At 71.1% G+C, this 21,628-nt stretch carries 24 protein-coding genes and 3 tRNA genes; 14 read left to right on the top strand and 13 right to left on the bottom strand.

Translation table 11 applies throughout. From position 1 onward, the window contains the following. Positions 1 to 11 precede the first annotated feature (11 nt). From crtI to GUI43_RS11510, 7 genes are all read left to right on the top strand, one after another. Positions 12 to 1,493 carry a phytoene desaturase family protein gene (gene crtI, locus GUI43_RS11540; RefSeq protein WP_091395988.1) on the top strand — a complete coding sequence of 494 codons (1,482 nt, stop codon included), beginning with the start codon at positions 12 to 14 and terminating at the stop codon, positions 1,491 to 1,493. Further along, a complete protein-coding gene (gene idi, locus GUI43_RS11535; protein ID WP_112698774.1) occupies positions 1,490 to 2,110 on the top strand; it encodes an isopentenyl-diphosphate Delta-isomerase in 621 nt (206 codons plus the stop codon). Before crtI ends, idi begins: the two co-directional genes overlap by 4 nt. After that, positions 2,100 to 3,050, top strand: a complete 951-nt coding sequence (locus GUI43_RS11530) for a MerR family transcriptional regulator (protein WP_112698817.1) — start codon at positions 2,100 to 2,102, stop codon at positions 3,048 to 3,050. Before idi ends, GUI43_RS11530 begins: the two co-directional genes overlap by 11 nt. Before the next feature lie 75 nt (positions 3,051 to 3,125). Continuing rightward, complete coding sequence (locus GUI43_RS11525) at positions 3,126 to 3,908, top strand: polysaccharide deacetylase family protein (RefSeq protein ID WP_112586227.1); 783 nt, start codon at positions 3,126 to 3,128, stop codon at positions 3,906 to 3,908. Positions 3,909 to 4,062: 154 nt separating this feature from the next. Beyond that, a tRNA-Glu gene (locus GUI43_RS11520) sits at positions 4,063 to 4,135 on the top strand. A 57-nt stretch (positions 4,136 to 4,192) separates the two neighbouring features. Further along, a tRNA-Asp gene (locus tag GUI43_RS11515) sits at positions 4,193 to 4,266 on the top strand. A gap of 99 nt (positions 4,267 to 4,365) precedes the next feature. Continuing rightward, positions 4,366 to 4,439: transfer RNA gene (locus GUI43_RS11510), tRNA-Phe, on the top strand. A gap of 546 nt (positions 4,440 to 4,985) precedes the next feature. Here the strand turns inward: GUI43_RS11510 and GUI43_RS33470 are convergent. Beyond that, positions 4,986 to 6,260, bottom strand: a complete 1,275-nt coding sequence (locus GUI43_RS33470; protein ID WP_170158715.1) for a hypothetical protein — start codon at positions 6,258 to 6,260, stop codon at positions 4,986 to 4,988. 166 nt (positions 6,261 to 6,426) lie between these two features. On the opposite strand from GUI43_RS33470, the gene GUI43_RS11500 reads away from it, so the two are divergent. Continuing rightward, positions 6,427 to 6,954, top strand: a complete 528-nt coding sequence (locus tag GUI43_RS11500) for an SRPBCC family protein (RefSeq protein WP_112602154.1) — start codon at positions 6,427 to 6,429, stop codon at positions 6,952 to 6,954. A gap of 12 nt (positions 6,955 to 6,966) precedes the next feature. Here GUI43_RS11500 and GUI43_RS11495 read toward each other — a convergent pair whose 3' ends face one another. After that, the gene (locus GUI43_RS11495; protein WP_112698772.1) at positions 6,967 to 7,674 is read right to left on the bottom strand and encodes a DUF2786 domain-containing protein; all 708 of its coding nucleotides are present in this window, start codon (positions 7,672 to 7,674) and stop codon (positions 6,967 to 6,969) included. A gap of 129 nt (positions 7,675 to 7,803) precedes the next feature. Between GUI43_RS11495 and GUI43_RS11490 the strand changes: the two genes are divergently transcribed. Next, a complete protein-coding gene (locus GUI43_RS11490; protein ID WP_112586221.1) occupies positions 7,804 to 8,244 on the top strand; it encodes a hypothetical protein in 441 nt (146 codons plus the stop codon). A 57-nt stretch (positions 8,245 to 8,301) separates the two neighbouring features. Here the strand turns inward: GUI43_RS11490 and GUI43_RS11485 are convergent, their stop codons facing one another. Next, positions 8,302 to 8,691, bottom strand: a complete 390-nt coding sequence (locus GUI43_RS11485; RefSeq protein WP_091396011.1) for a hypothetical protein — start codon at positions 8,689 to 8,691, stop codon at positions 8,302 to 8,304. Positions 8,692 to 8,847: 156 nt separating this feature from the next. Between GUI43_RS11485 and GUI43_RS11480 the strand changes: the two genes are divergently transcribed. Beyond that, a complete protein-coding gene (locus GUI43_RS11480; protein ID WP_112586219.1) occupies positions 8,848 to 10,191 on the top strand; it encodes an ABC transporter substrate-binding protein in 1,344 nt (447 codons plus the stop codon). Positions 10,192 to 10,258: 67 nt separating this feature from the next. Here the strand turns inward: GUI43_RS11480 and GUI43_RS11475 are convergent, their stop codons facing one another. Both GUI43_RS11475 and GUI43_RS11470 read right to left on the bottom strand, forming a co-directional pair. Continuing rightward, positions 10,259 to 11,002, bottom strand: coding sequence for an enoyl-CoA hydratase/isomerase family protein (locus GUI43_RS11475; RefSeq protein WP_112698771.1), 744 nt, complete (start codon positions 11,000 to 11,002; stop codon positions 10,259 to 10,261). Further along, the gene (locus tag GUI43_RS11470; protein WP_112698770.1) at positions 10,999 to 11,856 is read right to left on the bottom strand and encodes a 3-hydroxyacyl-CoA dehydrogenase family protein; all 858 of its coding nucleotides are present in this window, start codon (positions 11,854 to 11,856) and stop codon (positions 10,999 to 11,001) included. The genes GUI43_RS11475 and GUI43_RS11470 overlap by 4 nt, the downstream gene beginning before the upstream one ends. Before the next feature lie 177 nt (positions 11,857 to 12,033). On the opposite strand from GUI43_RS11470, the gene GUI43_RS11465 reads away from it, so the two are divergent. Continuing rightward, positions 12,034 to 12,321 carry a hypothetical protein gene (locus tag GUI43_RS11465; RefSeq protein ID WP_091396025.1) on the top strand — a complete coding sequence of 96 codons (288 nt, stop codon included), beginning with the start codon at positions 12,034 to 12,036 and terminating at the stop codon, positions 12,319 to 12,321. A 52-nt stretch (positions 12,322 to 12,373) separates the two neighbouring features. On the opposite strand, the gene GUI43_RS11460 is transcribed toward GUI43_RS11465, so the two are convergent. Then, a complete protein-coding gene (locus tag GUI43_RS11460; RefSeq protein ID WP_112586442.1) occupies positions 12,374 to 13,153 on the bottom strand; it encodes a class I SAM-dependent methyltransferase in 780 nt (259 codons plus the stop codon). Between the two features lie 54 nt (positions 13,154 to 13,207). On the opposite strand from GUI43_RS11460, the gene GUI43_RS11455 reads away from it, so the two are divergent. Next, entirely contained in the window at positions 13,208 to 13,597 is a 390-nt protein-coding gene (locus GUI43_RS11455; protein WP_112586213.1) for a PPOX class F420-dependent oxidoreductase, read from the top strand. 70 nt (positions 13,598 to 13,667) lie between these two features. On the opposite strand, the gene GUI43_RS11450 is transcribed toward GUI43_RS11455, so the two are convergent. Together GUI43_RS11450 and GUI43_RS11445 are read right to left on the bottom strand one after the other, a co-directional pair. Further along, on the bottom strand, positions 13,668 to 13,877 hold the full coding sequence (locus GUI43_RS11450) for a BldC family transcriptional regulator (RefSeq protein ID WP_007073996.1): 210 nt from the start codon (positions 13,875 to 13,877) through the stop codon (positions 13,668 to 13,670). A gap of 250 nt (positions 13,878 to 14,127) precedes the next feature. Then, the gene (locus GUI43_RS11445) at positions 14,128 to 14,967 is read right to left on the bottom strand and encodes a DUF8083 family protein (RefSeq protein WP_112586440.1); all 840 of its coding nucleotides are present in this window, start codon (positions 14,965 to 14,967) and stop codon (positions 14,128 to 14,130) included. Between the two features lie 193 nt (positions 14,968 to 15,160). Here GUI43_RS11445 and GUI43_RS11440 point away from each other — a divergent pair, with 193 nt between their 5' ends. Together GUI43_RS11440 and GUI43_RS11435 are read left to right on the top strand one after the other, a co-directional pair. Further along, entirely contained in the window at positions 15,161 to 16,243 is a 1,083-nt protein-coding gene (locus GUI43_RS11440) for a Glu/Leu/Phe/Val family dehydrogenase (protein ID WP_112586211.1), read from the top strand. A gap of 302 nt (positions 16,244 to 16,545) precedes the next feature. Then, on the top strand, positions 16,546 to 16,761 hold the full coding sequence (locus tag GUI43_RS11435; protein ID WP_030332207.1) for a DUF3073 domain-containing protein: 216 nt from the start codon (positions 16,546 to 16,548) through the stop codon (positions 16,759 to 16,761). Between the two features lie 135 nt (positions 16,762 to 16,896). Here the strand turns inward: GUI43_RS11435 and amcA are convergent, their stop codons facing one another. From amcA to GUI43_RS11410, 5 genes are all read right to left on the bottom strand, one after another. Further along, entirely contained in the window at positions 16,897 to 17,124 is a 228-nt protein-coding gene (gene amcA / locus GUI43_RS11430; RefSeq protein WP_112586209.1) for a multiple cyclophane-containing RiPP AmcA, read from the bottom strand. Next, positions 17,093 to 18,196, bottom strand: coding sequence for a cyclophane-forming radical SAM peptide maturase AmcB (amcB, locus tag GUI43_RS11425; protein WP_283016230.1), 1,104 nt, complete (start codon positions 18,194 to 18,196; stop codon positions 17,093 to 17,095). Before amcB ends, amcA begins: the two co-directional genes overlap by 32 nt. Positions 18,197 to 18,326: 130 nt before the next feature. Beyond that, a complete protein-coding gene (gene purM / locus GUI43_RS11420) occupies positions 18,327 to 19,481 on the bottom strand; it encodes a phosphoribosylformylglycinamidine cyclo-ligase (protein WP_091396042.1) in 1,155 nt (384 codons plus the stop codon). A gap of 57 nt (positions 19,482 to 19,538) precedes the next feature. After that, positions 19,539 to 21,077: an amidophosphoribosyltransferase gene (gene purF / locus GUI43_RS11415; protein WP_091396045.1), complete on the bottom strand. Its 1,539-nt coding sequence runs from the start codon at positions 21,075 to 21,077 to the stop codon at positions 19,539 to 19,541. Between the two features lie 168 nt (positions 21,078 to 21,245). After that, the gene (locus tag GUI43_RS11410) at positions 21,246 to 21,569 is read right to left on the bottom strand and encodes a sterol carrier family protein (protein WP_112586438.1); all 324 of its coding nucleotides are present in this window, start codon (positions 21,567 to 21,569) and stop codon (positions 21,246 to 21,248) included. Between the last annotated feature and the right edge of the window lie 59 nt (positions 21,570 to 21,628).

Raw genomic sequence — 21,628 nt, 5'->3', positions numbered from 1 at the left:
GAGGTGGTCACGTGCGGACGGTGACAGGACGGACGGACCGGGTGGTGGTCGTCGGGGCCGGGCTGGGCGGGCTCGCCTGCGCGCTGCACCTGGCCGGCAGCGGGCGACAGGTGACAGTGCTGGAGCGCGAGCCGGTGCCCGGCGGGCGGGCCGGGCGCCTCGGCGTGGACGGCTACGAGTTCGACACCGGCCCGACAGTGCTCACCATGCCCGACCTGATCGCCGAGGCGCTCGGCGCGGTCGGCGAGGAGCTGCACGACTGGCTGGACCTGACCCCGCTCGACCCCGCCTACCGGGCGTACTACCCGGACGGCTCGACCCTCGACGTGCTCACCGACACCACCCGGATGGCGGCCGAGATCTCCCGGGTCTGCGGGCCCCGGGAGGCCGACGGCTACCTGCGGTTCGTCGAGTACGCGCGAGAGCTGTGGCGGTTGGAGCGCACCGACTTCATCGAGCGCAACCTGGACGCGCCGACCGACCTGATCACCGGCAACCTGCTCAAGCTGCTCAGCGGCGGGGCATTCCGGCGCCTCCAGACGAAGATCAACCAGTTCTTCCGGGACCCGCGTACCCAGCGGATCTTCTCCTTCCAGGCGATGTACGCCGGCCTCGCGCCGCACGACGCGCTGGCCATCTACGCGGTCATCGCGTACCTCGACTCGGTGGCCGGGGTCTACTTCCCACGCGGCGGCATCCACGCGGTCTCCAGGGCGATGGCCGGCGCGGCCGAGAAGCACGGCGTGCAGATCCGGTACGACACCACTGTGACCCGGGTGGAGACGGTGAACGGCCGCGCCACCGGCGTACTCACCGCCGACGGCGACCTGGTGCCGGCGGACGTGGTGGTGCTCAACCCCGACCTGCCGGTCGCCTACCGGGACCTGCTCCCCGCCGCGCCGCAGCGTCGGCTCACCTACTCACCGTCCTGCGTCGTTCTGCACGTCGGCTCCCGGCAGGCCTATGCGAAGATCGCCCATCACAACATCCATTTCGGACGCGCGTGGAAGGGCACCTTCGATGAGGTCATCCGACGGGGTGAGCTGATGACCGATCCGTCGCTGCTGGTGACCAACCCGAGTCGGACCGACCCGGCGGTGGCCCCGCCGGACCGACACACCTACTACGTGCTCGCCCCGGTGCCCAACCTGCACCGGGCGCCGTTCGAGTGGCGCGGCGACCTGACCCAGCGCTACACCGACCAGCTGATCGGCACCCTGGAGGAGCGCGGCTACGTCGGCTTCGGCGCCGGGGTCGAGGTGCTCCGGGCGATCACCCCCGCCGAGTGGGAGGAGCAGGGGATGGCCGCCGGCACCCCGTTCGCCGCCGCGCACACCCTCTTCCAGACCGGGCCGTTCCGTCCGTCCAACCTGCACCGCGACCTGCCGAACGTGGTCTTCGTCGGCTCCGGGACCCAACCCGGCGTCGGCGTACCGATGGTGCTCATCTCCGGCAAGCTCGCCGCCGGCCGGATCACCGGGGAAGGCCGATGAGCAGTCGTGAGAAGCACCTCGTCGAGCTCGTCGACGAGACCGGCACGGCCCACGGCGAGACGACCGTCGCGGCCGCGCACCAACCACCCGGGCAGCTGCACCGGGCCTTCTCGGTGTTGCTGGTGGACCCGGACGGCCAGGTGCTGCTCCAGCGCCGAGCCGGCGTCAAGACCCGGTTCCCGCTGCGCTGGGCCAACTCCTGCTGCGGCCACCCCCAGCCCGGCGAGTCGCTCGCCGAGGCGGCCAACCGACGGCTGAGCGAGGAGTTGGGCGCGGGCCCGGTCGAGCTGACCGAGGTCGGCATCTACGTCTACTACGCAGAGGACCCGGCGACCGGTCGGGTCGAGTTCGAGTACGACCACGTACTGCGAGGCGAGTTCCTGCCCGGCGCTCCGCTACTGCCCGACCCGGACGAGGTCGCCGAGCTGCGATGGGCCGACCCCGCCGCGCTGGAGACCGAGTTGAAGCTCGACCCCCGGTCGTACGCGCCCTGGCTGGGCGGGGTGGTGAACCGGCTGCTACGCCCCGCGGAGTCCCGGTCGGGCGCAACCGGCCCGGCCATGACGCCGCCCGGATCGCCGGCGGATGACACGGCGGAGCGGTCGGGTGGTCGATGAGGCGCTGAGCGCGGGCGCTGTCGCACGTCGGTTGGGGGTCGCGGTGACGACCCTCCGCACCTGGCACCAGCGCTACGGGCTCGGGCCCAGCGAACACATCCCCGGTCACCACCGCCGGTACACAGCCAGCGATCTGGCCCGTCTCGAGATCATGCGACGGCTCACCGCCGAGGGGGTGAGCCCCGCCGAGGCGGCCCGCTGGGCCCGCCAGGCACCGGAGCCGATGCCCAACGGCAGCGGCACCGTCGCCCCCGCCCGGATCCACGCGACCGGCCGTGACGGCGGGGGCTCCATCCCGGTCGGCCGTGCCGGCCCGGCGGCCCGTGGCTTGGCCCGGGCCGCCATGCGACTGGACGCGGCGGCGATCAGCGAGACGATCGCGCACGCCCTGGCCGCCAGCGGGGTCGTCGCCACCTGGGAGGGCCTGCTGCGCCCGGTGCTGGCCGGCATCGGCGAACGGCACGCCGCCACCGCCGGCCTGATCGAGGTGGAACACCTGATGTCCCGCTGCGTCTCGGAGGCGCTCGCGGCGGCCAGCCGGGCCAACGTTCCCACCGGGCCGGCCCGGATCCTGCTCTCCTGCGCCGACGAGGAACAGCACACCCTGCCGCTGGAGGCGTTGGCGGCAGCTCTCGCGGAGGCCGGTGTCAGCTACCGGATGCTCGGCGCCAGGGTGCCGGTGGCCGCTCTCGTCGAGGCGGTCAACCGGACCGGACCGGCCGCCGTGGTGCTCTGGTCGCACACCCGGGCCACCGCCGACCCGACCCAACTCAGCGCGTTGCTCGCCGCGCCCCGACGCCCATTGCTGGTGCTGGCCGCCGGCCCCGGCTGGCGAGCCGACACGCTGCCCGCCGGGGTGGTGCGGCCGGTCGACCTGGCCGAGGCGGTCTCGCTCTCCGCCGCCGTCCGCGACTCCCTGGACCAGTCGAGGCGTGATTGATCGCACTGTCGCCGGATCGCGGCGTGAACTACCGTCGGGCGGGTCCGCCTACCCCGACCCTCCGGGAGCGAGCAGATGCAAGCCCGCGCCATCCTGGCGTCCGTCCTCGCCGTGGCGCTGGTCCTTTCCGGCTGTGCGCAGCCGGAGCGCACCATCGCACCCGCCGGCGCTCCACGGCCGGTGGAATCGACCACGCCGCCCACCCCGACACCCCACCCCAGCGTCACCAAGCCTGCCAAGCCGCCACTGCGGCCACTGCCGGCCAAGCTCCCCTCCGGTCTGGGACGCAACACCGGCGTACGCCCGGTGGCCCTGACGTTCGACGACGGGCCCAGCCCGGCCTGGACACCCAAGGTGCTCGACCAGCTGAAGGCCGCCAAGGTGACGGCGACCTTCTGCGTCGTCGGTCGCGAGGTGCAGCGTCACCCGGAGTTGGTCCGGCGGATCGTCCGGGAGGGACACCAGCTCTGTAACCACAGCTGGCGTCACGACCTCGACCTTGCCCGTCGACCTGTCGCCGAGATCCGGGCCGACCTGGACCGCACCAACAAGGCCATCCAGAAGGCCGTTCCCGGGGCGAAGGTGTCGTTCTACCGGCAGCCGGGCGGCCGGTGGACGTCGGAGGTGCTCGGGGTGGCCAAGGACCTCGGCATGCGTCCGCTGCACTGGTCCGTCGACCCGCAGGACTGGGACAAGCCGACAGCGGCCACGATCGGCAAGCGGGTCCACGCCGCCACCCGACCCGGTGGGATCGTTCTTCTGCACGACGGAGGCGGTAATCGGGCCGCGACACTCGCCGCGTGCCCGAAGTTGATCGCCGACCTGAAGAAGCGCTTCGGCATCACCCGACTCCGCTAGAACCGCTCTGACCTGCGGTTATAGCCCGTCCCAAGCCCTTGCCGACACCGATTTTGTCGACCGACGGACCATCACGTATGCTTTCCAAGCCTCCGGCGGGGCCGGATGGGAGCAAGTCCGCTTGAAGTTGCGAATGTGCAATGATGGCGGGGCCGCCCTCATCGTCTAGCGGCCCAGGACGCCGCCCTTTCAAGGCGGTAGCACGGGTTCGAATCCCGTTGGGGGCACGACCGGCGAAAGCCGGAGCAAGGCAAGACCGGCGAAAGCCGGAGCAACACAAGCTAGGTCCTGTGGAGCAGTTGGAGTGCTCGCCGCCCTGTCAAGGCGGAGGTCGCGGGTTCAAGTCCCGTCAGGACCGCAGCGCTGACGCCGCGCCCCGCGCGGCGTTCTGCGTATCGGAGCAGGTCGCCTTGCCGCCGGTTCGTCCGGTTGCCGGGTAACATGAGCCGAGCGACACGGCCAGGTAGCTCAGTTGGTACGAGCGTCCGACTGAAAATCGGAAGGTCGGCGGTTCGACCCCGCCCCTGGCCACATAGCCTTTCGCCGGGCTACAGAGGTCCCCGCCAGCGGAAACGCAGGTGGGGATCTTGCTTTTGCGGGTCGCTTTCAGTGACGGCCGCACCCACCACTCTCCGCGTGGGCTGCTCCTGTATCCGCGTGGGCCACTCCTGCACTGGGCTATCGCCGGCACCTCCCGTCGGCCTGGATGACCAGGCCCGGCCAGCCCGCGTAGATCGACCCGGCCGGCCTGCGTGACCAACCCCGGCCGGCCTGCGTGATCGACCCGGCCAGCCTGCGTGATCAACACGACTTTCTTGAAGTCGCGGTGTCCCAGCAGGCGCAACACCGCGTATTCAAGGAAACCGAGTCGATCATGCCCGGGGTCGCGTTCGCATCGGAGCAGCGCGGCGGACGTCATGCGCGACGGACGGCACCGTGCGCCGGACCTGACGCACCTTGCGGCGGATGTCACCGCACGACCGGACGGCGGACGTCACCGCACGACCGTGCGCCGAACGTGACCACCGCGCGGCGTCAGTGGTCCCGGCGACGGCGTCAGTGGTCGCGGCGACGGCGTCAGTGGTCGCGGCGACCCTGCGGGCGATGCTGGGCCACGCTGCCCTGGATCGCCTCCCACACGCTGCGTCCGGCCTCTCGCAGCGTCTCCCCCGCCTGCTCGGCGAACTGGGCTGCGCTCTGCGCCGCGGCCTGCGCAGCGCCCGGCAGACCACCACCGCCATCCCCGGACGGGCTCGGACCGGACGCAGCCGACTGGCCGGGCTTGTCGCCGGTCTCCCCGGCCGCCGGCCCCGCCGATCCCTCGGGGCGCTGCTGGTCCCGGCCCGCCCCTGCAGGGCGCTTCCCGTCACCCGCGCCTTCGGGCCGCTCTCCACCGGCGTGACGCGACCCCTCGGACTGCATGCTTTCCGGACGGTTGCCACCTGGCGCGCCGCCCTCCGGCTCACGGCCTCCCGGCTGCCGTCCATTTGGCTGCCGTCCCTGAGGATGCTGGCCCTCCGCATGCGAACCCTCAGGACGCCGGCCCTGCGGCTGCTGGCCCTGCGGCTGCTGGCCCTGCCCATGCGGCCCCTCAGGACGCCGACCTTCCGGCTGTTGGCCCTGCGCATGCTGGCCCTCCGGCTGCTGGCCCTGCGCATGCGCCTGGTCGGCCGGCCCTGGGCCGCCGGCTCGCGGCCCTGGGCCGCCGGCACCCGGTCCCGAGCCGCCCGGCCCCGCCCCGGACCCACCCGCCTCCGGCCGACCCGCCTCCGGCCGATCAGAACCCAGACGACCGGGGCCGAGCTGATCGGGACCCGGCCGGCCAGAACCCGATGGCCGACCCGGACCCGGCCGGCCGGAACCCAGTCGGTCGCGGTCGGCCACCGGGCTGGCCGCGCCGACCTGCTGGCCCGGCTCGTCGCGTACGTCGTTCGAGCGTCGACTCGACGCCTTGATATCCACTGCGCCCGCAGCCAACTGCTGGGCGCTGCGGTTCACGTCGTCGACGGCGGTGCCGGCCGTGCGCGCGAGCGCCTCGATGATGTGTGGGTTGTGGTCGAGCGTGTCGAGCGCGCGGCCCAGGATTCTGGTCAGCTGCTCCAACCGCACCCGCAGCTGCGCCTCGGCGTTCACCCCGTCGATGTTCAACTCGCCGCCGTTGAGGTGGACGCGTACGCCGGCGTCGACCTGGAGCAGGTTGGCCACCCGGGCCCGCAGCGACAGGTCGGCCTCCAGACCGTCGACCGCCAGTCGGATGGAGTCGACGGAGACCTTCGGAATGTCGAGCAGGACGTCCGGGTCCTCGCTGTCGACGTTCCGGTCCGGCTCCCGCTGCTGCCCGCTGTCGCTCATGTTCTCCCGCCCCACCTGCGCACCAGCCCGGTCGTCCGGGCCGTTGGGCGCGGTTACCCGCTTTCCGGCGGGCCATCCCGTCCGTGACGACTCGACGACCCTCTGTCTGGAACCGGGCATCGCGTGAAGCTGCACACCGAGGCATCAGCCGGTATGGTCCGGGCCTATGGGACAGGAATTGACTGATCCGGCCGACATCCGGCAGGACGCCGGCCAGTTCTCTCTCCGGTGCAGCCTTCTCGTCCCGGGCTCCGCCGAGCACGCGTTCACGGTCTTCACCGACGAGCTGACCGACTGGTGGGTCACCGAATACACCTGGTCCGGCCCGGACGCGCTGGCCGAGCTGGGCATGGAGCCTCGGGCCGGCGGCATGCTCTACGAGATCGGCCCGTACGGTTTCCGCGCCGACTGGGGCCGGGTGCTCACCTGGGATCCGCCTCGCCGGCTGGTCTTCGTCTGGCAGATCGGCCCCGACCGGGCGCCGGTGCCGGACCCGGCCCGCGCGAGCGAGGTCGAGGTGCTGTTCCAAGCCGAGGGGCCGGATCGCACCCGGGTCGAGCTGGAGCACCGGCACTTCGACCGGCACGGCGAGGCTGCCGAGGGTTACCGCAAGGCGCTCACGGCCGGTTGGCACGAGCTGCTCACCCGCTACGTCGCCACGGTGTCACGCCACCGCCCCAGCGCGACGGCCTGACGACCCACCGGGTCACCGACCGAGCCGCCGACCGGCAGCGGCGCCGCCGCCGAGGTCCCGACCACCAAGGTTCGCGCGTTGACCGGCCTCCGCCCCTGAACCGAAGCCGGTGCCGCCCAACCGACGTGGCGGTGCGGTGCGCAGCCGTGGGTACTCCTCGGTGAGCCGGCGCTGCACCCGGTCGGACCGGTCGGCCAGCACCAGCGCCATCGACGGTGTGCCCGACTCGCTGGCCGCCGCCGACTCCGCCGCCCAGAGTCGACCTCCGACCACCTCCGCGAAGCCGGCCAGCCAGGAGCGGCGGAAGGCGGCGGGGTGGTCGTCCGCGGGCACCTCGGTGGCGGCCAGGCCGTGCGCCGCCTGCACGAGCAGTGAGGTGAAGAGCAGGTCCACCCGTTCCAGGTCGCTGGCGAAGCCGAAGAGGTGCAGGGCGAAGCCGTTGCCCTGCCGACGGCGTACGCATCGGCAGCGCAGCGGCTCCGCCACTGCGGCGAGCAGGCCGACCTTGTCCCGGGCGTACGGGGCGACGACGTCCAGCACTCGATCGCCGACCGGGTCGGTGGTCGGGTTCTGGGCGGCGAGCAGCGCCCGGTCGACGCCGTAGCGGGCGATCAGCTCGGTCGCCTTGGCGGTGAACGCGGCCGACTCGGCCGGTGTGCAGGCCGGGTCCTCGGCCTGGGCCAGCAGCTTGCGCACCTTGCTGAGCATGGCCTCGGACATGCCTACAGAGCTACCACACGGGCCGGACATCATCGGGGCCGCGCCGCAATCAATCGATACGTATCATCGTCACGGCCAGATGATCAGTCCGATACGGACGGTCAGCCAACTGTTTGGAGGAACGAACGGATGCCATCCCCGACCGCTCGTCTGCTCGCCGTCGCCACGGCCGTCGCACTGCTCTCTGTCGGCACGCCCGCGCAGGCGGAGCCGACAACACCGACCACGCCGGTCAGCTCCGGGCCGAACGCGTTCGCTCCGCTCGCCACCTGTTACGGCGGGGCGGTCCGGTCGTACTTCGAGACCGGCCGCTACGGCGGCTCGGCCGGCCAGTACCGCACCACGACGCGCTGTCGCGACATCAACGTGCGTAACGCGAGCGTGTACGCCACCGAGGCGTGCGTGATCTTCGTCGACAAGACGAGCGCCTGCAACTACTGGACCTACCTGCCGGCCAACTCGGGCTGGATCACGGTGGCGACCAATGTCCGGGACGGCGTCAACTTCCGGGTCCGCTTCGAGAACCTGCGGTACGAGTACGAACCGCTGATCGCGTACCACGCGTTCTGACCGGCCCGCACGGTCGCGGCGTCCGCCCCCCGACGGACGCCGCGACCCGGCTGCGCGTCACCCGGCGCGGCTGCGCAGGGTGGCGATCGTCGAGCCGGCGAGTGTGAGCAGGCAGTCGGGGAGCAGCCCGTCGGCGGCCGCCGCGCCGAACAGCGCCTCCCCGGTCGGCTCGTCCCGATTCGCGTACGCACTGACGAAGCGGGCCACCCAGCGGGTGTCGTACCCGGCCTGATCGATTCCCGGAAAGTCGAGCGCCGCCCCGCTGGCCGCCGGCGCGTCACCGAGCATGGTCGCGGCCAGGCACCAGGCGACGCCGTACGCGCCGTCCAGGCCGGCCCGGTCGACGACCGCGTCGAACGCTCCCACCACCGCGTCTCCATCGCCGGTCAGCGCCGAACGGAGCACGGCGGCCGCGTCATCGAACGTCTGCTGTGGTAGGTCGGTCACGCAGCGCACAGTAGGACGGGTGGTCAAGCGCCTCCCGCAACCGTCACTGTCCGTGTTCAACGCGAGCTACCTGCGCATTACGCCACCTCCACGGTCCCGCCGCCGGCCTCGGCACGCTAATGTGCGCAGCGGACCTTCGCCGGAGGAAGGACGACCATGTTCGTATCACGCCGCTCGCGGGTAGCCACATTGGCTGCCTGCGCGACGATCCTGCTCGCCACAAGCGCTTGCGGGGAAGACAAGCCCGAAGAGGCCAGCGCCCAACAGGTGCGCCTCTACGGCACGGACGGCAACATGCTCAACTCCTATCCTGCCGAGTTGAAGGAACGGGCGAGTCTCGTGGACGGGATGAAGGGCACCACGCCCCTCGTACCGCTCCCAGACGACTTCAAGGGCCGGTTACGGGCCGTCAATCCGGCGCTGACGGACTACGTGTACTCCGCCGAGACGTACGACGCGGTGGTGATCGCCGTGCTCGCCGCCCAGTTGGCCGGGAGCACCGACCCGGCAGCCATCACCAAGCAGATCGTCGCCGTGACCAACGACGGGCAGCGCTGCGAAGACCCGGCAAGCTGTCTCGCGCTGGCCCGCAACGGGCAGGACATCGAGTACCGCGGCGTGTCGCTGACCCGGGCGGGCTTCACCGACAAGGGTGAGCCGGCCACCGCGAGCTACGCCACGCTGACCTTCGACGGGCAGCAGATCAACGACGGCAAGACCGAGTTCGTCGGCGCGGGCATCGAGTCGGCGGCGAGCACCAAGACGCCGCCGAAGCCGAAGAAGCAGCGCCCGGGTGGCGCCGCCGACCAGGAGCCGCTGATCCTGGGCGGCCTGCTGCCGAAGACCGGTGACCTGTCGATCGCCTACCCGCCGATGGCCGCCGGCGCCGCGCTGGCGATCAAGGAGATCAACGCCGCTGGCGGCGCACTGGGCAAGCCGGTGACGTGGCTCGACGGCGACGACGGCACCAACCCGGCGGTGGCCAAGGCGATGGTGGCCAAGCACGTGACGGACGGCGTCAGCGTGATCATCGGTGCCGGCGGTTCCGGCATCTCCCGGGCGGTGCTGCCGGACGTGGTGCAGGCCGGGAAGATCCTCTTCTCCCCGTCCAACACCGACAGCAGCCTGACCGACGTCGACGACCAGGGCCTCTACTTCCGTACCGCCCCGCCGGACAGCCTCCAGGGCCGGGCGCTGGCCGACGTGATCCTTCGCGACGGGTCACAGAAGATCGTCATCGTCGCCCGCAAGGACTCCTACGGTGAGGGCCTCCAGGGCACCGTCCGCGACGAGCTGGAGAAGGCCGGTATCGCCAACGACCGGCTCAAGCTGTTGACGTACGAGCCGCCGGCCGACGCGAAGGCCGCTCCGGTCGACTTCAGCGGTGGCGCGAAGGAGATCAAGGAATTCGGCGCGGACGCCGTACTGATCATCGGTTTCGGTGAGTCCGCCCAGGTGATCCGCGGCCTGGCCGACGCCGGGGTGCAGATCCGGCAGTAGCCAGGACCCGAAACCCGCGACGGCCGCACCGGCTTCCCGCCGGTGCGGCCGTTTCTGGTACGCGGGATCAGCGCGGCCGGCGACGCTCCAGGAACTCGGTCATCCGGCGGTGCTTCTCGTCGTCCTCGAAGAGCACCGCCTGGCTGACCAGGTCGAGATGCGGGTGCGCGGCGGCGGGCGCGTCCACCGCCAGCTTGGTCAGCCGCACCGCCAACGGTGAGCCCAGGGCGATCTCGTCCAGCAACGCGTGCGTCACCGTCAGCAGCTCGCCGGGCTCGTCCACCACCCGGTTCACCAGGCCGATCCGCAGTGCCTCCGCGGCGTCCACCCGCCGGCCGGTGAAGAGCAGCTCCTTGGCCCGGCCCTCGCCGATCAACGCGGGCAGCCGGTGGGTCGCGCCGGCGCCGGCCAGGATGCCCAACCGCACCTCCGGCTGGCCGAAGACCGCCCGCGCCGTGCACACCCGCAGATCGCAGGCGTACGCCAGCTCCGCGCCACCGCCCAACGCCGGGCCGTCGACGGCCGCCACGGTCGGCATCGGCAGCGCCCGGATGCGGGCGAAGGCGGCCGAGTTGATCGCGGCGAGGGCGTCCGTGCGACCCCGTTCGCGGAGCTGGCCGATGTCGGCACCACCGGCGAAGATGCCCGACGCGCCGCCGGTGAGCAGCAGCAGCCGCGGCCGCGCCTCCAACTCGGCGCAGACCTGGTGCAGCTCGGCGATCAGGTCGGCGTCGATGGCGTTGCGCTTCTCCGGCCGGTCCAGGGTGACCACCAGCCGGTCCGGCCGTTCCTCGATCCGCAGCCCGCTCACTGCTTGACACCGCCTTCCCAGCGGTAGAAGCCCTGACCGGACTTCTTACCCAGCCGCCCTGCGGCCACCATCTCGACCAGCAGCGGCGGCGGCGCGAAGCGGTCCCCGTACGCGGCCTGGAGGGTGCGGGCGATGTCCAGCCGCACGTCGAGGCCGACCAGGTCGGTGAGCTCCAACGGGCCGATCGGATGCCGGTAGCCGAGCACCATGGCCTTGTCGATGTCCGCCGGGCTGGCCACCTCGTCGGCGACCATCCGGATCGCCTCCAGCCCGAGGGTGACCCCGAGCCGGGAGGTGGCGAAGCCGGGCATGTCGCGTACGACGACGGGGTCCTTGCCGAGCCGGCCGGCGAGCGCGACGGCCGCGGCGGTGGTCTCCTCGGCGGTGGCCGGGCCGACCACGATCTCCAGCAGCGTCATCGCCCAGACCGGGTTGAAGAAGTGCAGGCCGAGGAAGTGCTCGGGCGCGTCCAGTTCGGCGGCCAGATCACCGATGGCGATGCTGGAGGTGTTGCTGCCCAGCAGCTCCGGGCGCAGCGCGGCGGCGTCCCGCAGCACCGCCCGCTTCAGGTCCAGGCGCTCCGGCACCGCCTCCACGATCACCTGGGGGGCGGGAGCGACAGCGGTGAGGGTCGGACGCAGCGTCACCCGCTGCCGGTTGGTGGCGGCCTCGTCAGCGCTCAGCTTCCCGCGCTGCACCGCCCGCTCCCACAGCTCGGCGAGCCGGTTCAGCGCGGCCGCACCCCGCTCGGGGTCCACCTCGACCAACTCGACGGCGTGCCCGGCGCCGGCCGCCACGTACGCGATGCCGAGCCCCATCGTGCCGGCACCCACGACCACGAAACGATCGCTCATCACGCCTCCCTGTCCCGCCCGCCGACGCGCGGGGTCCCCGCCACGCCGGCCCGGGTGTCCCGACCGCTCCGCTCGCTCATGGTGCGACCCTAGACAGCGCGACGACCCGGCCCATGCGTGGGGGAGCGCCGGATCGGGTAATGACGGCCCGTCAACCGAGGGAAGGACCGCATCGACATGAGCCAGGCACCGGAGAGCGTCACCGACGGGGAGATCGTGGAGACCCGAGGCGACGAGCGGGTCGAACTGCTGCGCGCCGACACCAACAACGACGGCAAGACCGACGTGTGGGTGGTGGACACCGACGGCGACGGCAAGGCGGACCTGTTCCAGTTCGACACCGACGGTGACGGCAAGGTGGACATCACCATGGTCGACATCGACGAGGACGGCCAACCGGACGAGGTGGTCGACGGCGACGGCGGCCTGCCGCCCGAGCAGCTCCCCCCGACCGTCCAGGTCTGAGACGTACGACGGCCCCCGCTCTCCGCCCGGCGGAGAGCGGGGGCCGTTCTGCTCAGTCGACGAGGCGCAGGGTGGCCAGGTAGTAGGGGGCGTCGCGGTCGTCCACATCGGTGAGCCGCCAACCGGTGCCGTGCACCAGGCTGGCGAACTCGTCCGCCGAGCAGACCAGGTAGTCGAACCACTCGGTGCTCAACTCGCGGTAGCGCAGCCTCAGCCGTAGCTGGCCACCGAGCCGGCCGCGCCGACGGTTGCGCTCGTGGTAGCCGGTGTGCAGCGGGTCGCGGGTGCCGTACGGGTCGGTGCCCTGAGCGATGATCTGCGCCCCAGGTCGGGCCAGCGCGGCGAGCGCGGCCAGGAACTCGGGAGCACGCTCCCGCCCCTCGAACAGCCCGAGGTTGTTGCCGAGCAGCAGGAACGTGTCGTACCTCGACCCGTCGGCGACGTGCGTGTCGACGGTGCCGTGCACCAGCCGCCGGACACCGCGACGCCGGCTCACCTCCAGTGCGCCCGCGGAGGTGTCCAGCCCGGTGACCGGTACGCCGCGCTCCTGGAGCAGCAGCGCGATCCGGCCGGCTCCGGTGCCGATGTCCAGCGTCTCGCCGTGCGCCCGGTCCACCGCGCGGTGGTCGTACGGCTGCCACTCCGCCGGCCCGTCCAGGTAGTGCGCGGACGGGGCGCCGTTGATCAGACCGTCGTCGCGTTCGATGATCTCGATGACCGGTCGCGGCAGTCGACCACCGACCAGGGGCCGGGGGCCTACCCCGGTGGCCACGGCGAGCGTGTCTCGCAGCAGTTCGCCGATCACGTCACCGATTAGAGGCTCAACCGTCACGACGTTCACGCTATCCGGCCACTCAGTGGCCCGCGCCGGCCGTATCCTGGCGGCGTGACCATGCTGGACCGGCTGTCGGCCGAGAAATACATCCTGCTCACGACCTTCCGCAAGGACGGTCGGGCGGTGCCGACCCCGGTCTGGGCGGTACGCGACGGAGAGGCGTTGGCGGTCTGGACCCGGGCCGATTCGGGCAAGGTGAAGCGGATCCGCCGCAACGGCGAGGTGACCGTGGCACCGTGCGATGTGCGGGGTCGGCCCCACGGGGCGGAGGTGTCGGCTCACGCGACGATCTACGGGAGCGGTGACACCGGTCGGGTCCGCGACCTGCTCAAGCACAAATACCGCCTGATCGGCCGACTCAGCCTGCTGGGCAGCCGGTTGCGTCGCGGTGAGGGCGGCACGGTCGGCATCCGGGTGACGTTGGCCGAGCCACGGCGCTGAGCCGCGGCCGGGCATACGAAAGGGGCGGCGGATCGAGATCCACCGCCCCTTTCGAAGAACTGTTGCCGGCTCAGTCGCCCTGCCGCTGCTGCGGGATCTGGCCCTGCAGCAGCGCCCTGACCTCCGACTCACGGTACCGACGGTGGCCACCCAGGGTGCGGATGGCACTGAGCTTGCCAGCCTTGGCCCACCGGGTCACCGTTTTCGGGTCGACCCGGAACATCGACGCCACCTCGGCCGGCGTGAGTAGCGGCTCTGGTTCGTGCGTTCGCGATGCCATCGGTCACTCCTCCACATGTATAGACATCGGCCGGGGTCCCGCCGGCCGACGCGTCTCCCATGGTCCGGCTAGTCCCCGATGTCCGACATGGGCCGAACGGATGAAGGTCCCTAGACGGACGGATGAACCATGCCCGATTTTTACGACTTTTACACGGCAGAAACTACCTTATTCGGACTCATGATCACGGTTCGTGATGCGTCAACTACGAGCACAACTCACCTTGGGAGCGCTCCTAGGGTGATTTGCCCTAGTTGCACCGCTCCAGCAGCTGCACCGCGCGCCACCGCGCCACCAACTTGTCGTACGCGGCCGACGCCTCCTCGGCCTCGCCGCGCGACAGCCCCGCGAGGCCGCCGGCAACCAGCTCGGGCGAGTCGTCCGCGGCGAGTGTCTCGTCGGAGAGCAGGTCGACCAGACCGCCGTAGTCCAGCTCGACCACTGACCGCGGATGGAACTCCTCCAGCCAGCGGGCCGCCTCCTCCACCGCCTCGGTGATCGGCGCCTCGCCCACCGACTTGCGCAGCACCGACAGCGCCCGCGACGAGCGGCGTCGCGCCTTGGAGATTTCGGTGCGGTAGCGCAACGCCCGCCGGCCCGGCTGGGTGACCAGGTCCCGCTCCGCCGGCTCGAAGAGCACGAACCACCGCAGCGGTACCCCCCAGGTGGCGATCTGCTCGTGCACCCGGGGCACCCCGTGCTCCAGCACCCGGGCGCCACTGCGCCAGTCGTCCACCACCGCCCTGGCCTGCCCGGCGAGCACCGGCGGCACGAAGGCGTCGGCGAGCACCGAGGGCACCCCGTCCCGGGCGCTGAGCGCCGCCTCAGCGACCCGGATGCGCAGGTTCCAGGGGCAGACCAGCAGGCCGTCGTCCGTCTCCAGGACGTACGCCTCCTCCGGCAGGTCCGGCAGCCGGGTCCAGCCAGCACCCAGTGCCTCGATCACCGCCGTCCGCTGCCGGCCGGGCCCCTCGACAGGGGCGATCGCGCGCCCCTCCGAGACGTAGCGGCGCCAGTAGCTCTGCCGGTCTCGATCGAAGGCGGCCAGCGGTTCGTACACGCGCAGGTAAGAAGCGAAGAGCGACGGCACCGCGCGATCCTCCCACGAACCACGCCCGTACGCGGTCAGCGGCCGGAGCACGCGCGCCGCACCGTGGGACGGCGGCGGCGCGTCGAGCGCCCGCCCGGCGGCCGATACTAGGCTCGATCACACCGGCAGCATCCCCGCCGGGGTCCACCAGGTCCGCGTCCCACAAGGACGCACACCACAGTAGGAGCCAACCATGGGCGTATTCGCGAGCACCGACGACCCGGTATCGACCGGTCACGAACAGGTCGTGTTCTGCCAGGACAAGCAGAGCGGCCTGAAGGCGATCATCGGGATCTACTCCACCGCGCTGGGCCCGGCGCTCGGCGGCACCCGCTTCTACCCGTACGCGAGCGAGGACGACGCCCTCGCCGACGTGCTGGACCTGTCCCGCGGAATGGCGTACAAGAACGCGCTCGCCGGGCTGGACCTGGGCGGCGGCAAGGCCGTCATCTGGGGCGACCCGGAGCAGATCAAGAGCGAGGCGCTGCTGCGCGCGTACGGCCGCTTCGTGGAGTCGTTGGGCGGCCGCTACTACACCGCCTGTGACGTCGGCACGTACGTCGCGGACATGGACGTCGTGGCCCGGGAGACCCGCTACGTGACCGGGCGCAGCGTGGAGCACGGCGGCGCCGGCGACTCGTCGATCCTCACCGCCTGGGGTGTCTTCCAGGGGATGCGGGCCGCGGCCGAGCACGTCTGGGGCACCCCGAGCCTGCGGGGCCGGCGGGTTGGCGTGGCCGGGCTGGGCAAGGTCGGCAAGTACCTCACCGGGCACCTGCTGGAGGATGGCGCCGAGGTCGTCGCCACCGACGTCAACCCGAAGGCGCTGGCGTGGGTGCGCAGCAACCACCCGCAGGTCACCCTCGTCGATGACGCCAGCGCGCTGGTCGCCGCGGACATCGACGTGTACGCGCCGTGCGCGCTGGGCGGCGCCCTGAACGACGACACCGTGCCGGCGTTGCGCGCCAAGGTGGTCACCGGGGCGGCGAACAACCAGCTCGCCCACCCGGGCATCGAGAAGCTGCTGGCCGACCGGGGCATCCTCTACACGCCGGACTACGTGGTCAACGCGGGCGGCGTGATCCAGGTGGCCGACGAGATCGAGGGCTTCAACTTCGACCGGGCGAAGCTGCGGGCGACCCGGATCTACGACACCACCCGCGAGATCCTGCACCTGGCTGACGCGGAGGGTGTGCCGCCGGCGGTGGCCGCCGACCGGCTGGCGGAGCGGCGGATGGCGGACGTCGGCCGGCTGCGCGCGATCCACCTGCGCTGAGCGTTCCCCCGGGGGCGGATCGACGAGATCCGCCTCCGGGCCCCCGTGCCGGGCGTCGCTGGGTAAGCTGAGCCGGGGTCAAATTTGATGCGGTTTGTCCGGTGTCACGGGTGCTAACCGTTCCGCTCCTTACCCGGTACACTGGGTGACGGCCGGATCGACGCGACGCGCAGAGCCGGCTGACGGTAACCCGAGGTGCCGAACGATGGCATCCCCATGTACCGTAAGAGCCACGAGAGATGCCTGACGTCATCGGGGCCCGCCTTCGGGCTGCCCCGCATTCTGTGCGAGGGGGTCGAGCCATGGGGCGCGGCCGTGCTAAGGCCAAGCAGACTAAGGTGGCGCGGGAGTTGAAGTACCACTCCCCGAACACCGACCTCACCGCTTTGCAGCGCGAACTGGCGGGTGCTGGTAAGTCTGAGCACCACTTCGACGACGACTCTAAAGAGTTCGTCGACGACGATGATGAGGATCACGCGGACGACGATCCGGATCCCTGGGTCCGTCCGACCCGCTGACCTCTCGACGCAGCTGAGCACGCGGTAACCCCCGCGTGCTCACGCACGTCCCGTGCGGGTGCAATCGCCGACGATCAGGGGCCTGGCCCGACCGGATCACTCCGGCCGCTCGACAGGCCCCTGACAACGGCTTCCTCAGCGCGGGCGATTGTTCCAGTTGTAGAACGTCGGGATGTTCTCGAAGTGGTTCCAGGCGCAGACCGCGCTGGAGCCCTCTCCGCCCGACACCTCCGAACGCATCCGCCGTGCGTCCTCGGCCTCCTGGAGCAGTGCGACGAGCGCGGGAGCCGCGTCCCGCACCCGTTCGGTGACTCCGCCGTCCGCTTCGCGCTCAGGCCGCCGGTGACTGGTGGTCTCGGGCATGCTCCAACACTCCCTCCAATAGGCGGATCTTGCTGTTGCGGCAGTGCTCGGTCTCCGTACCGTCAAAACGCCCCAGTTCGAAGTAACGGTTGGCGGCATGGCCACCACCGCAGAAGCCGAAGTACGGGCAGGACGCCCGACACGCCTCCACCCCGGCCAGGAACTCCTTCACCCACGGCGTCGTCGCCGCATTGCCGAGGATCTGCGCCAACGGGGTCGTCAGCACGTTGCCGCTGCTGAAGTCGCCGTAGCGGGGGTCAGTGAAGCCGGCCAACTCCGGGGAGAGCACGATCACCGAGCCGTCGTGGCCGATGGTCGGGATCGGGTCCAGGTGGCGGGGCAGCACCGCGTCCGCCGAGTTGTCGAGCACCGCGGCGGCGTAGCGCAACGACCACTCGATCTCGCGGAGGTGGATCCGGGGCTCCCGGCGCCACGCCCCGACCAGCTCCGCCCAGAACGCGGACACCGCCGCCGGGTCGTGGCGGTTGTCGCGGGTGTTGACGCCCTCGGTCTCCTCGATGTTGATGCCCAGCACGTCGCAGCCCAGCTCAAGGAAGTAGTCGTACAGCTCGGTGGCGAGCCCCGGCTCGGGCCGGGACACCACAGCCAGCGCGGAGAAGGGCAGACCGCGCCGGCGCAGCACCGAGATCCCGTGCAGGATCCGGTCGTACGCCGGCTGACCGCCCCGGTTGACCCGGTCGCCGTTGCGCGCCCGGGGCCCGTCGACGCTCACGCTCACCCGCATCTCGTGCCGGGCGAAGAAATCGCACCAGTCGTCGTCGATGAGGGTGGCGTTGGTCTGCACATGATGCTCGACCTCTGGCCCGAACGGGGCGATCAGATCGGCCAGGTGTTCTCGACCGGCGGCTAGGGGCTCGCCGCCGTGCCACACCACGGAGAACCGACCGTTCGCCGCCCAGGGATTGACCGCGGCTGCGACCGCCTCGGCCACCGCCACCGGCATCCGCCGGTCGGTGGCGCGAAACGGCAGATAGCAGTACGCGCAGTCGAGGTTGCAGAGGGTGGTGGGCTGCATCACGACGTACGACGGGACGGCGGCAAGACCGCGCATCCCGCTGAACGACTGTCCCCGAGCAGCCATCGCCCTCCTCCGCCTAGCCTGAGGGTGCCCTTCAGGCTAGGCGGCATTGGCCACTCGGGTGAAGCCCTGATCAGGTGCCCGTACGATCACCGGAAAGTGATCATCCTCGGGTGTGCTGACCGACCATCTGCACGTTGCCGGTGCCTTCGATGATCTCGCCGGCCTGCCACGCCTCGACGCCACGGCCGGTCAGGGTGGCCAGCGCGCGGTCAGCGTCCTCGGCCGAGACGATCGCGAACATGCCGACGCCCATGTTGAAGGTCGACTCCATGTCGTGGTCGTCGATCCGACCCTTCGTCTGGATCAGGTCGAAGATCGGCTGCGGCTTCCAGGTGGACCGGTTGACCACCGCGTCGACGTGCTCGGGCAGCACCCGGACCAGGTTGCCGGGGATGCCGCCACCGGTGATGTGGGACAGCGCCCGCACCTCGGCCTCGGCGATCAGCTTGAGGCAGTCCTTGGCGTAGATCTTGGTCGGCGTGAGCAGCTCCTCGCCGAGGGTCCGCTGCCGACCGAAGTCGTCGATCACGATGTCCAGACGCATCCGGGCCGCGCCCAGCAGCACGTGCCGGACCAGCGAGTATCCGTTGGAGTGCAGGCCGGAGGAGCGCATGGCGATCACCACGTCGCCCACCTCGACCCGGTCGGGGCTCAGGATGTCGGCTTCCTCGACCACGCCCACGCCGGTCGCGGAGATGTCGTACTCGTCCGGACGCAGCACGCCGGGGTGCTCGGCGGTCTCCCCGCCCAGCAGCGCGCAGCCGGCGTAACGACAGCCGTCGGCGATGCCCGCGCCGATCTCGGCGACCTTGTCCGGCACGACCTCGCCGGTGGCGATGTAGTCGAGCAGGAACAGCGGCTCGGCGCCGCAGGCCACCAGGTCGTCGACGACCATGGCGACCAGGTCGATGCCGACCGTGTCGTGAATGTCCATCTGCTGGGCGATCACCAGCTTGGTGCCAACCCCGTCGGTGGAGGACGCCAGGATCGGGCTCTTGTACTTCTTCGTGTCCAGCCGGAACAGGCCGGCGAAGCCACCGAGGTCACCGAGCACCTCGGGACGGCGGGTCTGCCGCACCTTCGACTTGAGCAGCTCCACCGCGCGGTCGCCCGCGTCGATGGAGACACCGGCGTCGGCGTACGAGACCGAGCGTTTGCGCGCCTGGCGGCCAGCACCGCCCGTCCACGGCTGGCGGTCGCCGCCGGCGCCGGTCGGGCTGCTTCCTGCGCCGCTGCGCTCGGACACGTGCGTCACGGTTCTCCCCTTTGGTTCTCGGTGCCGCCGGCGGTAGCCGGGCCGCGCCGGTTGGTGCTACGGGCGGTTTGCGGTAACGCCACCCGGAGTGGCGACGGACGAGCCGTTGGTGTGCGGGGCCTCCGGCGCCGAGTTGGCGACGCGTCGACCCACCCCTTCGAGCACGTGCTTGCCGATCAGGTTGCCGGCTGGCAACTCGATCGGGTACTCCCCATCGAAACACGCCCGACACAACCTGGTCTTCGGCTGCTCGGTCGCGGCGATCAGGCCGGGAAGGGAAACGAAGCCCAGCGTGTCGGCGCCGATGGAGCGCCGGATGCCGTCGTTGTCCAACCCGTTGGCCAGCAGCTCCGCCCGGGTGGCGAAGTCGATGCCGTAGAAGCACGGCCAGCTGACCGGCGGGGAGGAGATCCGGACGTGCACCTCCAGCGCCCCTGCCTCACGCAGCATCCGCACGATGGCGCGCTGGGTGTTGCCGCGCACGATCGAGTCGTCCACTACCACCAACCGCTTGCCGCGGACGTTCTCCCGCAGCGGGTTGAGCTTGAGCCGGATGCCGAGCTGACGCAGGGTCTGCGACGGCTGGATGAAGGTGCGACCCACGTACGGGTTCTTCATCAGGCCGGCGCCGTACGTGATGCCGGACGCCTCCGCGTACCCGATGGCGGCTGGAGTGCCGGACTCGGGCACCGGGATCACCAGGTCGGCTTCGACCGGGTGCTCCTTGGCCAACTGCCGGCCGATCTGCACCCGCGCCGAGTGGACGTTGCGCCCGGCGATCGTGGCATCCGGGCGGGCGATGTAGACGTACTCGAAGAGGCAGCCCTTCGGCTCCGGCGCGGCGAACCGGGTGGAGCGCAGCCCGTTCTCGTCGATCGCGATCAGCTCGCCCGGCTCTACCTCGCGCACCACGCTGGCGCCGACGATGTCCAGGGCGGCCGTCTCGCTGGCCACGACCCAGCCGCGCTCCAGGCGGCCGAGCACCAGCGGGCGGACGCCGTGCGGATCGCGAGCCGCGTAGAGGGTCGACTCGTCCATGAAGACGAAGCTGAACGCGCCGCGCAGCTGCGGCAGCACCTCCAGCGCGGCTGCCTCGACCGACAGATCCGGTCGGCTGGCGAGCAGCATCGTCACCAGGGAGGTGTCGTTTGTCGAACCGTCCGCGATGAGGCCGCGCTCGGCGACCTCCTTCTCCAGCTCGGCAGTGTTGACCAGGTTGCCGTTGTGAGCCAGCGCGATGGTCGTGCCGGAGGTGGTCGACCGGATCGTCGGCTGGGCGTTCTCCCAGTTGGACGCGCCGGTAGTGGAGTATCGGGCGTGCCCGATCGCCAGGTGACCGCGCAGGCTGGCCAGGGTGGGCTCGTCGAAGACCTGCGCCACCAGGCCGAGGTCCTTGTAGACCACCACGCCGGAGCCATCGCTCACCGCGATGCCCGCCGCCTCCTGGCCGCGGTGCTGCAGGGCGTAGAGGCCGAAGTAGGTCAGATTGGCAACCTCTTCGCCGGGGGCCCAGACGCCGAAGACGCCGCAGGCATCCTGGGGGCCAGGTCGTTGGGGGTCAAGGTCGTGGCTCAGCCGGCCGTCGCCTCGGGGCACCTACCGCTCCCTCATGCTGGTCTGGACCGGCCGGGCGGGGATCACGGGCGGATCCACTCTCCTCTGCCGGGACCACTGTCATCGCCTGACAGTGTACGCGAATCGACGTCAATACAGAAAGTCACGATTCCCCTGCTCAGCGTTACAGCGAGTGGGACATCGGGACGACTAGAGGGGCAGATAGGCCGAGAGGTCCGCCCGGTTGCCACTCATCTGGACGCGACCGTCGGTGACCGCCGACGCCCAGTCGACCCTGCCGGTTGCCAGCTCCAACCAGGTGTTCGGGGCCATCTCGACCACGTTTGGTGGATTTCCTCTGGTGTGTCGAGGCCCCGGTACGCACTGGATCGCCCCGTATGGTGGGACGCGCACCTCCACCGATCGGCCGGGGGCGCGCTCCGCGAGGACGGCCAACAGCGACCGGACCGCCTCCCGGAACACCGGCCTTTCGGGTGTACGCCCCTCGTCGAGCGCCGACAACGCGGCCGCAATGGCAGCGGACTTACTGTGCGGAGAGGACACGACGGGACGATACGACCCCCAGGCCAGAC

The sequence above is a fragment of the Micromonospora noduli genome (assembly GCF_003264365.1).
Classification (GTDB): Bacteria; Actinomycetota; Actinomycetes; order Mycobacteriales; family Micromonosporaceae; genus Micromonospora; species Micromonospora noduli.
Note: the sequence above shows the minus strand (reverse complement) of the source record. Positions and strands in the feature narration are given on the sequence as shown.

Coding starts and splice junctions, on each gene's coding strand:
- amcB (WP_283016230.1), bottom strand. CDS start 18,196: ATGCGCGGTCTTGCCGCCGTCCCGTCGTACGTCGTGATGCAGCCCACC.
- GUI43_RS11480 (WP_112586219.1), top strand. CDS start 8,848: ATGTTCGTATCACGCCGCTCGCGGGTAGCCACATTGGCTGCCTGCGCG.
- GUI43_RS11525 (WP_112586227.1), top strand. CDS start 3,126: ATGCAAGCCCGCGCCATCCTGGCGTCCGTCCTCGCCGTGGCGCTGGTC.
- GUI43_RS33470 (WP_170158715.1), bottom strand. CDS start 6,260: ATGAGCGACAGCGGGCAGCAGCGGGAGCCGGACCGGAACGTCGACAGC.
- amcA (WP_112586209.1), bottom strand. CDS start 17,124: ATGCCCGAGACCACCAGTCACCGGCGGCCTGAGCGCGAAGCGGACGGC.
- GUI43_RS11500 (WP_112602154.1), top strand. CDS start 6,427: ATGGGACAGGAATTGACTGATCCGGCCGACATCCGGCAGGACGCCGGC.
- idi (WP_112698774.1), top strand. CDS start 1,490: ATGAGCAGTCGTGAGAAGCACCTCGTCGAGCTCGTCGACGAGACCGGC.
- GUI43_RS11450 (WP_007073996.1), bottom strand. CDS start 13,877: ATGGCATCGCGAACGCACGAACCAGAGCCGCTACTCACGCCGGCCGAG.
- GUI43_RS11465 (WP_091396025.1), top strand. CDS start 12,034: ATGAGCCAGGCACCGGAGAGCGTCACCGACGGGGAGATCGTGGAGACC.
- GUI43_RS11490 (WP_112586221.1), top strand. CDS start 7,804: ATGCCATCCCCGACCGCTCGTCTGCTCGCCGTCGCCACGGCCGTCGCA.
- GUI43_RS11435 (WP_030332207.1), top strand. CDS start 16,546: ATGGGGCGCGGCCGTGCTAAGGCCAAGCAGACTAAGGTGGCGCGGGAG.
- GUI43_RS11470 (WP_112698770.1), bottom strand. CDS start 11,856: ATGAGCGATCGTTTCGTGGTCGTGGGTGCCGGCACGATGGGGCTCGGC.
- GUI43_RS11440 (WP_112586211.1), top strand. CDS start 15,161: ATGGGCGTATTCGCGAGCACCGACGACCCGGTATCGACCGGTCACGAA.
- GUI43_RS11495 (WP_112698772.1), bottom strand. CDS start 7,674: ATGTCCGAGGCCATGCTCAGCAAGGTGCGCAAGCTGCTGGCCCAGGCC.